The organism is Devosia sp. ZW T5_3, assembly GCF_044987315.1.
Lineage (GTDB): Bacteria > Pseudomonadota > Alphaproteobacteria > Rhizobiales > Devosiaceae > Devosia.
The window spans coordinates 55,810-67,470 of the sequence record NZ_JBJDRE010000017.1 but is presented as its reverse complement, the minus strand read 5'-3'; the positions used below and the strand labels follow the sequence as shown (position 1 = coordinate 67,470).

Sequence of the window (11,661 nt, the reverse complement as noted above, 5' to 3'; positions counted from 1 at the left end):
GTCAATTCAGTCCGGCGGTTCAGCCGTGGCCGACGGGCGCCAGCATGCGCAGGTCGAACGGGTCCGCCTCATCGGCAATGCTGGCATTTGCCGCAATTGCCTGCTGCAGTGCAACTATATCGAGCACATGGCACGGCGCCCAGCCGCAGGGGCAGCCATCGGGATCAAGATGGGCGTCGGCGACTTCGCGGTAGATCGAGCCGATGGCGGCTGCCAAATATTCCAGCGCATCGAGGGGTGACAGACGGGTGGTTGCCAGCGTGCCGGAATAGGATGCCATCAGCGCCGCGCGGATGGCGGTGAAGGCGGCATCGGGCTTTTCGGAATTGTGCGGCATGGGACCCTCGCGAGTTCGGCGGCAGCATTTTGCGCTGCCGCCGGTCCTTTAGCCTGTTTTTCGCGATAAAGTCGAGTGCGTTTGTCACCTTTATGTCGGGCTATGCCGGGCCAGTGCCTTGATCACCTGCTTGGCGGTGACGCGGCCGATCTGGTGGCCGGCGTCGTCCAGCACGCCGACCCATTCATGCTCGGCGAAGAGGGGCAGCACATCTTCGCAGCGGGCGTTCATCGGGACCGAGTATTCGCAGGGCTCGACGTCGCCACGTTGCATGATGGAGCGGACATGGATGGCGCGGGCCTTGTTCACCTCGCGGACGAATTCCTCGATATGAGCATTGGCGGGCTTGAGTACAATTTCTTCAGGTTTTCCAACCTGTTGCACCGCGCCATCTTTCAGCACGGCGATGCGATTGCCGATTTTGAGGGCTTCGTCGAAGTCGTGGGTGATGAACAGGATGGTCTTGTTGAGGCTCTGTTGCAGCTCGATCAACTGGTCCTGCATGCCCGAGCGGATCAGGGGATCGAGGGCTGAAAAAGCCTCGTCCATCAGGATGATATCGGTGTCCATGGCCAGCGCCCGGGCGAGGCCGACGCGTTGTTGCTGGCCGCCGGAGAGCTGGCGGGTGCGGCTGTTTTCGTAGCCGGAGAGGCCGACGGTGGCGATCCATTTGGCGGCTTGTTCGAGCCGTTCCTCGCGGCCGACACCTCGGACTTCTAGGCCATAGGCGACATTGTCGATGACCGAGCGATGCGGCAAAAGCCCAAATTTCTGAAACACCATCGCCACCTTGGTGCGGCGGTATTTGCGTAACTCGTCGAGGCTTAGCGCTAACACACTGTTACCCTCGACGACGATTTCGCCCGCGGTTGGTTCAATCAGGCGGTTCACATGGCGGATCAGGGTGGACTTGCCCGATCCGGACAGGCCCATGACCACAAAAATCTGGCCGCGCTCGATATCGAGCGAGACATTGTCGAGCCCAACAACGTGATCGGTCTGCGCCTGCACCTCGGCCTTGGACTTGCCCGACTGGAGCAGCGCCAGAGCCGCTTGTGGGTCGCTGCCGAAAATCTTGGTGACACCGCGCATGGCGATCGCCAGATCGGTCTTGGTGTCGGTTTGCATGGATGTCATGGCGTTCATTTATCTGGCCTCCGCCAGGCCGATGCGGCCCTGAAGCTGTTTGCCGAAAGACTGGGTGATGCGATCGAAGACGATGGCGAGGGCGACGATGCCCAGGCCTGCAAAGAGGCCGCGGCTGACTTCGAGCCGTCCGATGCCCTGCAGCACCTGATAGCCCAGGCCCCCAGCACCGATCATCGAGGCGATGACGACCATGGAGAGCGCCATCATCGTGGTCTGGTTGATGCCAGCCAGGATGGTGGGCAGCGCCAGCGGGATTTGCACCCCGAACAGGCGCTGGGTGGGATTGGTGCCGAAGGCGCGGCTGGCCTCCATCACCGCCGGGTCGACCGAGCGCAGGCCGAGATCGGTCAGCCGCACCAGAGGCGGAGCGGCATAGACGACAGTGGCGATCAGCGCGGGGATCTTGCCGGGACCGAAGATCATCACCGTGGGGATGAGATAGACGAAGCCGGGCAGCGTCTGCATCAGATCGAGCACCGGGGTGATGAGCTGGCGCACCCGAGCCGAGCGGGACATAGAAACGCCGACCGGAATCGAGATGACAATGGCGGTGATGGTGGCGGCAAGCATCAGGGCCATGGTGGTCATGGCGTCCTTCCACAGCTCCATCACACCAAGGAACAGCAGCGAAAACAGCACGATGAGTGGCAATTTCCAGCTGCGCGAAGCGAGCCAGGCGATGCCGGTGAGCAGGGCGACGATCAGCCACCATGGGGTGGCGATCAGCAGGTCTTCGATGGCCTTGAGCAGCATGAGCAGCGGATAGGCGGCGGTTTCGAAGCCATCGCCCCAATTGCGCACGACCCAATTGAGGCCGTCGTCGATCGCCCGGCGCAAGGGCTTGGTATCAATCAATTGCGGAAACAAGGTTTGTCACTTTCTTCTGGCCCGAAAGGGGCAAATTTGTTCAGCACGATCCCAAAGGGCGCCGGAGAGGCACGCTTGGGGATCACGCGGAAAACGGGGTGAGGTGGGTGAGGGAGCGGACCCCAACCGCGGTGTCATTCCCGCGAAAGCGGGAACCTCTGTTTTTCTTGCCGGGCATCCCGAAACGGAGGTTCCCGCTTTCGCGGGAATGACATTGTGGGGGATGTCGGCTCGGTGCACGTGGAGGGCGCAGCCCCACCCTCAATCCCTCCCCACAAGGGGGAGGGAGGCGGATCGGGGCTCTCCACCGTTAGAGGCTCGCCTTGACCTTTTCGGCGACCTCGGCAGGCACCCAGCTGCTCCACAAATCTTCCTTGGTCTTGAGGAAGTTTTCGGCGGTGGCGGCTGCGTCGGCCTGGTTTTCGTCGCCATAGACCAGCAATTCGCTGATTTCGGCATTGGTCAGGCCGACCTTGCTGAAATAGTCAGCCACGTTGGGCGCTTCTTCGCTGAGCCAGGCGGCGGCGCCGACGATTGCGGGCGAGGACGGATAGGCGGTGATGCCGGCCGGCTCGGTGCAATCGGGATCGGTATTGCAGGCATAGACTTCAGGCTTGGTCTCACCCATGTCGAGCGGCACAGCGTCGAATTTACCCAGGATCGCGGTGGGGCCCCAATAGTAGAACAGGATGGGCTCTTCGCGGGTGAAGGCACGGGCAATGGAAGCGTCAAGGGCGCCACCCGAACCGGGCGAGAACAGGGTCCAGGTATCACTCATGTCATAGGCGTCGAACAGCGCCGTGGTGGCCAATTCGCAGCCCCAGCCCGGCGGGCAGGAATAGAGGCGGCCTTTGCTCGTATCCTCTGGATCGGGGAAGACTGCGGGATTGGCAATGGCTGTTTCGGCGCTGACGATTTCGGGGTGGGCTTCCTGGGTGTAGCGCGGAATGAACCAGCCCTCGATGGTGCCATCCGTGATGGCTTCGCCCAGCTTGGTCACCGCGCCATCGGCCAGGGCTGCATCCCATTGGTCTTGCACGGTGCTGGTCCACAACTCGGGCGCCACCGCGGGCGAACCGCGCGTCACCATGGAGCTGGTGGTGGGAACCGTATCGCCGGTGACGATGGCGACATCGCATCCGAAACCGGCTTCCAGAATTTTTGCGTGAATGTGCGCCAAGGCGGCCGCGGAGGGCCAGGTCATCTCGGCAATGTCGATGGTGCGGTCGGTGCCGCAGGCAGCTTCGGCGCTATCCTGGGCCATGGCGGGTACACTAGCGGCAGACAAAAAGGCAAGTGCGATCGCGGCGGCAATGCCACCGGATTTCAATATCATCAGGTCGTCTCCTGGATTTTTGTGATGGCCGGACCATAGGGAGACAGTCTCGATGTGTCAAATCGGACAATACTTGCCAGTTTAAAGAAGAAACGGCGCGTCAGTTCTTTGCAGATCAACTAATGCCGACACATTTGATATTGAAAGTTTGTTAGTGCATGTTCTTCCGGTCAGCCGAAATCGGCGCTCGATTTGTGTGTTGAAGCAAAAAATAATCTCGTGCCGCGAGATGGCCGCAAATTGGGCGGGTTTGGGCGGTGGGGCACGCAGCCAAATACAATGTCATTCCGGCGGAGGCCGTCCGTGACGTCTCGCGCATCCAGCGTTGGGATGGCCTTCAGCATGGATTCCGGCCTGCGCCGGAATGACATTGTGGGTGGGGATAGGAACGGTGGGCAGGCCACCACACTTTTCCTCGGGCGTGACCCGCGGACCATTGGCCGCTTGTGCCGGACTGAGAGTGGCCCTCGGGTCAAGCCCGAGGGAGATGCGGTGGGTGGGAGGCTAGTGGGCAAGGCCCCTGCCCTCAGGCGCCGGTTAGCCGCCAGACGACGTCGCCGACGTCGTCGGCAACCAGCAGGCTGCCGTCGGCGCCCAGGGTTACGCCCACGGGGCGGCCGTAGGAGGTTTTTTCGTCGGGGGCGAGGAAGCCGCTGAGCAGTTCGACGGGGTTGCCGGTGGGGCGACCATCCACGAAGGGGACGAGGATGACTTTGTAGCCGCTGAGGATGCTGCGGTTCCAGGAGCCGTGCTGGCCGATGGCCATGCCTTCGGGAATGCCCGGCAGCGTGCCGGCCGGCACCCAGCAGAGACCCAGCGAGGCGGTATGGCCGCCCAAGGCGTAGTCGGGCGTGATCGCCTTGGCGACCATGGCCGGATCCTGGGGCACGCGATCGTCGACGGTCTGGCCCCAATAGCAATAGGGCCAGCCGTAAAAGCCGCCGTCCTTGACCGAGGTGAGGTAATCGGGCGGGGTTTCGTCGCCGATACCGTCGCGTTCATTGACGACTGTGTGCAGGACGCCGGTCGTCGGCTCGAAGGCCATGCCGACAGCGTTGCGCAGGCCCGAGGCGAAGATGCGGCTTTTGCCGGTGACCAGGTCCAGCTCGTGGATGGCGGCGCGGCCCTCTTCTTCCGCCATGCCGTTTTCGGCGATGTTGCTCTGCGAGCCGACGCCGATGAACAGCTTGGTGCCATCGGGGCTGGCGAGCAGGCTGCGCGTCCAGTGACCGCCGGGCTTGAGATCGAGCAGTTTGCGGCCGGGCGCGGTGACGCGGGTTTCGCCTTCAACATAGGGGAAGGCCACGACGCCATCGGTGTTGCCGACAAAGAACGTGTCGCCGACCAGGGCCATGCCGAAAGGCTGGCTCAGGCCTTCGAGGAAGATTTCGCGGACCTCGGGCACGCCATCGCCATTGGTGTCACGCAAGAGGGTAATGCGGTTGGCGTTGATTTCGAGCGCGCCGACCCGGCGCATGACGCGATTGCGGAACCAGTCGACCACGCCCTTGACCTGCTGCGGCAGCGAGGCGGATTCGGCGACGAGGACGTCGCCATTGGGCAGGACGTAAATCCAGCGGGGGTGGATCAGCTTGCTGGCGAAGGCGGTGACCGCCAGGCCCTTGGCGACGGTCGGCTTGTGGCCGGGCTGCCAGCCCATGGCCTTGGGCGTTTTCATGACCGGCAGGCTGCCCTGTGAAACGGCGGCGGGAATGGTCGGATTGGTGCCCATGGCGGCCGGCAGATTGACGCCATTGCGGCTGCGGCCGCGCAGATACCAGACAGCGCCAGCGATCAATATGACCAAGACGACAAGGACAAGAAAACTGTTCCCAGTCATAGACGTTTCTCCCAGGGGCGGATTGATGCCCGATTTGTTTTTGATGCGGTGAGCGCGCGTGAGGGATCGCGCCGGGCGGGAATAGCTTTTTGCCACTCCACGGGGGTTACGTCCACGGGAAATCGGGGGAAAAGATCGATCCGCGACGCCAGGGCGCCGCGATCCTGTCCCCTCCCCCTTGAGGGGAGGGTTAGGGTGGGGGTGCTGCGCTCTCCGAACCTTCGATGCTCGTGGAGGCCGCAGCACCCCCACCCTCGGTCCCTCCCCTCAAGGGGGAGGGAGGCGATGCGGCAACTCTGGTTCTAGATGCCGAACGTTTCAGCTCGTTACTTGGCCGGTGGGGTTGGCTCGCCCAGCGAGAGCATTAGGCGGTTGGCCCAGTTGAAGAAGGCCGAGGTGGAGATGACGTCGGCAATTTCGAAATCGTCGAGGCCATTGGCGCGCAATTGGGCGATTTCGGTTTCGCCGAAGCGGGCGGGTGTGTCGGTGAGGGCGACGGCGGCATCCTTGACGCTGTTCCAGCGGGTGCCGAGGTCAGCACTCAGACCTTCATCGAGCAGGCGCTGCACGTCGTCTCGGCGCTTGGAATGGGTGGAGGCGAAGCGCGAATGCACCGAGGCGCAGAAAATGCAGCCATTGTGGCGGGAGGTCGCGGTGGCCGAGAGTTCCCGCTCGGCGCGGGGCAGGCCGCCATTGGGATTGTAGAAGATATCCTTGTCGGCCTTGGTGCGGGCTTCGAGCACTTCGGGATCGCGCGCCAGCAGCATGAAATAGGGCGATTTGGACCGCGAGGCATCGACGAGGCCAGCCCAGTGGCGGTCGGTGAGGTCCGCCTCGGTGAGGGGATCGAGCCAGGGAATCCAGCCCAGTTCGGCCTGGGTGAAGGCGACGGGCGGCACATTATCCGGGTGAGAAATCGTTGTGGTCATCGTGGGTTCCTCAGGAATTGGCGCCGGCCGCGAGGGCCTGGGAGAAGGTTGCTTCTGTCGTGGTTTGGCTGGCGGAGGCGGCGAGCGCGGTCAGCCCTTCGACCAGGCGCACCTGGAAGGCGAGATAGGCGACGAGCTGGGACAGGGTGACGATGCCGTCATTGCTCCAGCCGGCGTCGAGCAGGGTTTGCAGGGCCTGCCGGCTCGCATCGCGCGGGCGGAAGACCAACAGGTGGGCGTGCTCGAAGGCGGCGGATAGCTTGGCGCCGAGGAACTGGCGGCTGTCCGGCGCCGCGGTGTAGTGGAGGCCGGGCTTGTTTTCGGGGGTGAGCGGGCCGGCGGGATAATCGCCATAGGGCCCCTGCACTGCGCCGCGTTCGGTTTCGGTGCCGACGATGACGGCGAGGGCCGGGCCGCCTTCGAGCAGAGTCAGGCGGTGGATATAGTGATCGGTCAGCCCCAATTGGCCGTGCAGGCCCGCCACGAACCCGGCAATGGCGAAGCGCTCGAGCAGGGAGACGGCGCCGGCATCTTGGGGGGAGAACAGAGCGTCATAGGCTTTTTGCACATTGTCGCGCGCGATCTCGCGGTGGCGGCGGATCTGGTCGAGGCGCGAGCCGGCGGTGACGGAGAGCAATTGATCGATCAGGTCGGCATGTTGGGCACCCATGGGGAGCTCCTTTCATGGTGAAGACGGGTTTCAGCCGGCGACGGCAACGCGCGGCAGCTGCGAGGCAAGGGTGCGCCAGCCCAGAGCGGGGGCGACCTGGGTGGCGATGAGTTCGAGCGAGCGCAGGATCAGCTCGTGCGGGGGATCGACGGAGTGGACCTGGAAGGAAATGTCGGTGGCGCGTTCCAGAGTGTCGTCGGCGGCGAGGCTGGTGACGACGTCGTCCACAGTGCCGACATGGGTGTCGAAGGCGCGGATCAGGTCATCGAGGCTATCGCCATTGATGATGTGGCCGATGGCGGCGAACTTTTCGGCGATGCGGCGCAGGCCGATATCGGCCCAGTGCAGCGCGGTTTGCTGATCGTCGGCCACGAAAAGGGTGCGGGAGGCGAGAATGCGGGGTTCGCGGCCGGGCGGGAGGGCGGCGAGATAGGCGTCGATGATGGGGTGCTGGAGCTCGGCGAGGGTCGCGTTGGGCCTGTCCTTGTCGCGAGGCTGGGTGCGCGAGAGCATGAGGCCATCGCCGGCCTCCCCTGCCCTGCGGCCGCCATCGACGGAGAAGGTGGCTTGCCAGATGCGGTCGAGCAGGCCCTTGCCTTCGGGGTAGAGATGATTGCCGCCGCCGACGTCTTCGCCGGCCAGGGCCTTGCGGACGATGGCGAGATTGGCGGCGTGGATGGGGCCGCGCTGGGCGCTATCGAGGCCGAAGGCGCCGAACGAGCTTGGCGTGCCGCCGCTGCCGACGCCGAGTTCCAGGCGGCCATTGCTGAGCAGGTCGAATACGGCCGCGTCTTCGGCTACGCGTAGCGGCGCTTCGAGCGGCAGGGTGACGATGCCGGTGCCCAGGCGAATGGTGCGGGTTTGCGCGGCAACGTGGGAGAGGAAAACGAAGGGGGCGGGCAGACCGCCCTCGTCATGGCTGAAATGGTGCTGGGCGACCCAAGCGGCGTCAAAGCCGTGGCGCTCGGCGGCGACGATCTGTTCGGCGGCGAGGCGATAGCGCTCGCCGGGGCTGGCGTCATCGAGGAGGCGGGTGAAAAAGCCGAGGCGTTTGCCATTGTGCCGGGTCATTGGGCTGCTCCTGCATAGTATCGGGCGGGCGTCGAGAGGTGCCGGCCGGGGATGGCGGCGATGAGTTCGCGCGTGTAGTCGGCGCGCGGCTGGGTGAAGACGGTTTCGACTGTTCCGGTTTCGACGGCGCGGCCGGCCTGCATCACGGTGACGGTGTGGGCCACCTGGCGGACCACGGCGAGGTCGTGGGTGACGAAGAGATAGGTGAGGCCGAGCCGGTCCTGCAGGGATTGGAGGAGGCGCAGGATTTGGGCCTGCACGGTGACGTCGAGGGCGGAGACGGCTTCGTCGAGGACCAGAACGCGGGGTTCGAGGATGAGGGCACGGGCGATGGCGACGCGTTGGCGCTGGCCGCCGGACAGGGCACGGGCGCTGCGGTCCAGGGTGTCGGCGGAGAGGCCAACCTGGTCGAGCAGGGCTTTGACGCGATCAAGCCGCTCGGCTTTGCCCACGGGCTCGAAATTGCGCAGTGGCTCGCCGATGATTTCGGACACGCTTTGGCGCGGATCGAGCGAGGCGAAGGGGTTTTGATAGACCAATTGCACATTGCGGCGGAACTGGCGGAGAGGTTCGCCCGAGAGCGCGGTGATCTCGGTGCCTTCAATCGTGACGCGGCCTGATGTGGGGCGCTGGAAACCGACGACGGTGCGGGCTGTGGTGGTCTTGCCGGAGCCGGATTCGCCGACAATGGCGTGGGTGGTTCCAGCGGCGACGGTGAAGGATAGATCATCGACCGCGCGGAAGAAGTTGCGGGAGCCGACGGGGAAATCCTGGGTCAGGCCGGTAACGGCAATCGCCTCGGGCGCAGCGGCGGGGGCGGCGCGGAATGCCGCGGGGGCCAGGGATGGCGCGTCGGCCAGCAGGCGTTTGGTATAGTCGCTGCGGGGGGAGCCCAGCACCTGGCGGGCGGGGCCCTGTTCCTGCACCTGGCCTTGTTTGAGCACGATGATGCGGTCGGCCCGGTCGGCGGCGACGCCGAGGTCGTGGGTGACCAGCAGGACCGAAGTGCCGAATTCGGCGCGCAGTTCATCGATGAGATCGAGAATGCGGCGCTGCACGGTGACGTCGAGCGCGCTGGTGGGTTCGTCGGCAATCAGCAGGGCCGGACGCAGGGCGATGGCAATGGCGATCAGCACGCGCTGCTTCATGCCGCCGGAGAGTTCATGCGGATATTGGCCATAGCGCAATTCGGGTTGGTCGAGGCCAACGCGGGCCAGCAATTCGATGACGCGCTGGCGGCGTTCCTTGCCGTCCCGCACGCCATGCAGGCGCAGGATTTCGGCAGTCTGGGCGCCGATGGTCAGCACGGGATTGAGCGAGGTGCCGGGGTCTTGCGGGACGAGGCTAATGCTTTTGCCACGAATATGGTCGAGGCGCCGATCGGCCCAATGGGCAATGTCGGTGCCGTTGAGGCGGATGGCGCCGCGTTCGATCTTGCCGTTATCAGGCAGCAGGCCAATCACGGCCTGGGCTGTGGTGGTCTTGCCGGAACCGGACTCGCCCACCAGCGCGACGACTTCGCCAGCGCCGACCGTGAAGGACACGTCCTGCACGACGCGGCGCCAGCCGGCGGCATCGCGATAGGCAATATCGAGGCCGGTAACGTCAAGAATGGGCGGGGCGGCGGCAAAGGCCAAAGAGTTCATGATGTCCTCCGCAGCGATTGGCTGATGCGATTGGCGGCGAGCACGACGAGAATGACGGCGAGACCGGGGAATGCGGTGAGCCACCAGGCCGAAGTCAGATATTTGCGGCCTTCGGAAATGAGCAGGCCCCATTCTGGAATGGGCGGCGGCGCGCCATAGCCGAGGAAGCCAAGCGTGGAAATGGCGAGAATGGCGGTGCCGAATTGCAGCGCTGCATAGGAGATGATGGTGCCCAGGGAATTGGGCAGGACATGGCGCCACAGCACTGCGGAGAAGCGGCCGCCGCTGCCGAAGGCGGCCTCGACATAGTCGGCGCGGCGCACGCGGATGACTTCGGAACGCATGAGGCGGGCAAAGCTGGCCACGGTGGTGACGCCGACAGCGGCGGCGACATTGATGGTGCCGAAGCCCAGAATGATGATGATGGAGAGCTGCAGCAACAGGCCAGGAATGGAGAGCATGACATCGACCAGGCGCATGATGATGTCATCGACCTTGCCGCCGATGGCGCCGGCGAAGAGGCCCAGCGCGGTGCCGCCGAACAGTCCGACCGCCACCGCAACAATGGCGCCGGAGAGGGAATTGACCGAGCCATAGATGATGCGCGCCAGCACATCGCGGCCGATTTCGTCGGTGCCGAGCCAATGGGCGGCGTCGGGCGCCTTGAGCTGGTTGCCGGCAATGCCGATGGTGCCGCTATGGGGGGTGAACAGGCCCGGCGCCACGGCCCAGGCCGCGACGATGGCGATGACCGCCCAGGCCAGAACCAGCGTCAGATCGATATGGCGGAGGCTGCGCAGGCTGATGCGGCCCGGCCGGGCGACGAAGAGGTCGAGGCTGCTCATGCTGTCGCTCCGATCGAACGTTTGAGGCGCGGGTCGATCAAGGGGGCGGCCAGATCGACCAGGAGATTGATGACGACAAAGCCGAAGGCCGCGAGAATGACGATGGCTTGCAGGACCGCCGTATCCTGATTGCTGACGGCCTGTTCGGTGATGCGGCCAATGCCATTGATGCCGAAGACGGTTTCGGTGACGACGGCGCCGGCCAGCAATTCGCCGAACAGCACGCCGGCAATGGTCAGCACCGGCAGCAGCGCATTGCGCAGCACGTGGCGCCACAGCACCCAGAGGCGGCTGGCGCCCTTGGCGCGGGCGACGGCGACAAAGGGCTGGGTCTGCACTTCATCGAGGCTGCGAATGAGGATTTGCGCCAGCGGCGCGGCGATGGGGATGGCCAGAGTTGCCACGGGCAGGAGCAGCGCCTGGAACTCGGACGGGTTGATCACCGGGACCAGCCGGAAACGGAACGAGAAAATCTGGATGAGCATGATGCCCAGCCAGAAGACCGGCACGGAGACCAGCAAAGCCGGCAGCGAGACCAGCAGATTGCGCAGCCAGGCGAAAGGCGCGAGCGTGGCGGCAAAGGCGATGGCGCCGGCCAGCAGGATCGCAAAAACCAGCCCGAGGCTGGCGAGGCGCAAAGTGGGCGGCAGGTTGGTGGCAAGCAGCGTATTGACCGGCACGCCGGCCTGGATGGAATAGCCGAAGCTGCCTTGCAGGAAATTCCACAGCGTATTGCCATATTGCGCCCAGATCGGCGCGTCGGCGCCATAGAGCACGCGGATTTCGGCGATCTGTTCGGCCGAGAGGCCCATTTCGGGGTTCTGGTATTTGATGAGGAGCGCGTCGCCCGGCAGCGCCTGCAACAGCAGGAAGGACGCAGTAAAGGCCAGCAGTAAAACCACTGCGGCCTGTCCGATCCGGTTCAGCAGATTTCGCGTCATCAGCCTATCCCTTTGAAGGTGAGATGCCGC

11 protein-coding genes are annotated in these 11,661 nt (G+C 64.5%); all 11 read right to left on the bottom strand.

The annotated features are described in order from the left end of the window. Nucleotides 1-19: 19 nt before the first annotated feature. Entirely contained in the window at nucleotides 20-337 is a 318-nt protein-coding gene (locus tag ACI3KW_RS19185) for a hypothetical protein (protein WP_404849424.1), read from the bottom strand. A 90-nt stretch (nucleotides 338-427) separates the two neighbouring features. Continuing rightward, nucleotides 428-1,483, bottom strand: a complete 1,056-nt coding sequence (locus tag ACI3KW_RS19180) for a glycine betaine/L-proline ABC transporter ATP-binding protein (protein ID WP_404849423.1) — start codon at nucleotides 1,481-1,483, stop codon at nucleotides 428-430. Beyond that, complete coding sequence (locus ACI3KW_RS19175; protein ID WP_404849422.1) at nucleotides 1,484-2,353, bottom strand: ABC transporter permease; 870 nt, start codon at nucleotides 2,351-2,353, stop codon at nucleotides 1,484-1,486. A 310-nt stretch (nucleotides 2,354-2,663) separates the two neighbouring features. Continuing rightward, nucleotides 2,664-3,689 carry a glycine betaine ABC transporter substrate-binding protein gene (locus ACI3KW_RS19170; RefSeq protein ID WP_404849421.1) on the bottom strand — a complete coding sequence of 342 codons (1,026 nt, stop codon included), beginning with the start codon at nucleotides 3,687-3,689 and terminating at the stop codon, nucleotides 2,664-2,666. Nucleotides 3,690-4,215: 526 nt separating this feature from the next. Further along, nucleotides 4,216-5,529: a PQQ-dependent sugar dehydrogenase gene (locus tag ACI3KW_RS19165; protein WP_404849420.1), complete on the bottom strand. Its 1,314-nt coding sequence runs from the start codon at nucleotides 5,527-5,529 to the stop codon at nucleotides 4,216-4,218. Between the two features lie 326 nt (nucleotides 5,530-5,855). Then, on the bottom strand, nucleotides 5,856-6,458 hold the full coding sequence (locus ACI3KW_RS19160) for an alkylhydroperoxidase domain protein (protein WP_404849419.1): 603 nt from the start codon (nucleotides 6,456-6,458) through the stop codon (nucleotides 5,856-5,858). A 10-nt stretch (nucleotides 6,459-6,468) separates the two neighbouring features. Next, nucleotides 6,469-7,128: a CMD domain protein gene (locus ACI3KW_RS19155; protein ID WP_404849418.1), complete on the bottom strand. Its 660-nt coding sequence runs from the start codon at nucleotides 7,126-7,128 to the stop codon at nucleotides 6,469-6,471. A gap of 30 nt (nucleotides 7,129-7,158) precedes the next feature. Continuing rightward, nucleotides 7,159-8,199 carry a putative FMN-dependent luciferase-like monooxygenase gene (locus ACI3KW_RS19150; RefSeq protein ID WP_404849417.1) on the bottom strand — a complete coding sequence of 347 codons (1,041 nt, stop codon included), beginning with the start codon at nucleotides 8,197-8,199 and terminating at the stop codon, nucleotides 7,159-7,161. Then, nucleotides 8,196-9,845: a dipeptide ABC transporter ATP-binding protein gene (locus ACI3KW_RS19145; protein WP_404849416.1), complete on the bottom strand. Its 1,650-nt coding sequence runs from the start codon at nucleotides 9,843-9,845 to the stop codon at nucleotides 8,196-8,198. The genes ACI3KW_RS19150 and ACI3KW_RS19145 overlap by 4 nt, the downstream gene beginning before the upstream one ends. Beyond that, a complete protein-coding gene (locus tag ACI3KW_RS19140) occupies nucleotides 9,842-10,690 on the bottom strand; it encodes an ABC transporter permease (protein WP_404849415.1) in 849 nt (282 codons plus the stop codon). The genes ACI3KW_RS19145 and ACI3KW_RS19140 overlap by 4 nt, the downstream gene beginning before the upstream one ends. Beyond that, nucleotides 10,687-11,631, bottom strand: a complete 945-nt coding sequence (locus tag ACI3KW_RS19135) for an ABC transporter permease (protein WP_404849414.1) — start codon at nucleotides 11,629-11,631, stop codon at nucleotides 10,687-10,689. Before ACI3KW_RS19135 ends, ACI3KW_RS19140 begins: the two co-directional genes overlap by 4 nt. Nucleotides 11,632-11,661 lie beyond the last annotated feature (30 nt).

Bases quoted from the DNA above. Each gene is read 5' to 3' on its own strand.
- ACI3KW_RS19185 (WP_404849424.1), bottom strand. From the start codon at position 337: ATGCCGCACAATTCCGAAAAGCCCGATGCCGCCTTCACCGCCATCCGC.
- ACI3KW_RS19180 (WP_404849423.1), bottom strand. From the start codon at position 1,483: ATGAACGCCATGACATCCATGCAAACCGACACCAAGACCGATCTGGCG.
- ACI3KW_RS19170 (WP_404849421.1), bottom strand. From the start codon at position 3,689: ATGATATTGAAATCCGGTGGCATTGCCGCCGCGATCGCACTTGCCTTT.
- ACI3KW_RS19165 (WP_404849420.1), bottom strand. From the start codon at position 5,529: ATGACTGGGAACAGTTTTCTTGTCCTTGTCGTCTTGGTCATATTGATC.
- ACI3KW_RS19160 (WP_404849419.1), bottom strand. From the start codon at position 6,458: ATGACCACAACGATTTCTCACCCGGATAATGTGCCGCCCGTCGCCTTC.
- ACI3KW_RS19155 (WP_404849418.1), bottom strand. From the start codon at position 7,128: ATGGGTGCCCAACATGCCGACCTGATCGATCAATTGCTCTCCGTCACC.
- ACI3KW_RS19150 (WP_404849417.1), bottom strand. From the start codon at position 8,199: ATGACCCGGCACAATGGCAAACGCCTCGGCTTTTTCACCCGCCTCCTC.
- ACI3KW_RS19145 (WP_404849416.1), bottom strand. From the start codon at position 9,845: ATGAACTCTTTGGCCTTTGCCGCCGCCCCGCCCATTCTTGACGTTACC.
- ACI3KW_RS19140 (WP_404849415.1), bottom strand. From the start codon at position 10,690: ATGAGCAGCCTCGACCTCTTCGTCGCCCGGCCGGGCCGCATCAGCCTG.
- ACI3KW_RS19135 (WP_404849414.1), bottom strand. From the start codon at position 11,631: ATGACGCGAAATCTGCTGAACCGGATCGGACAGGCCGCAGTGGTTTTA.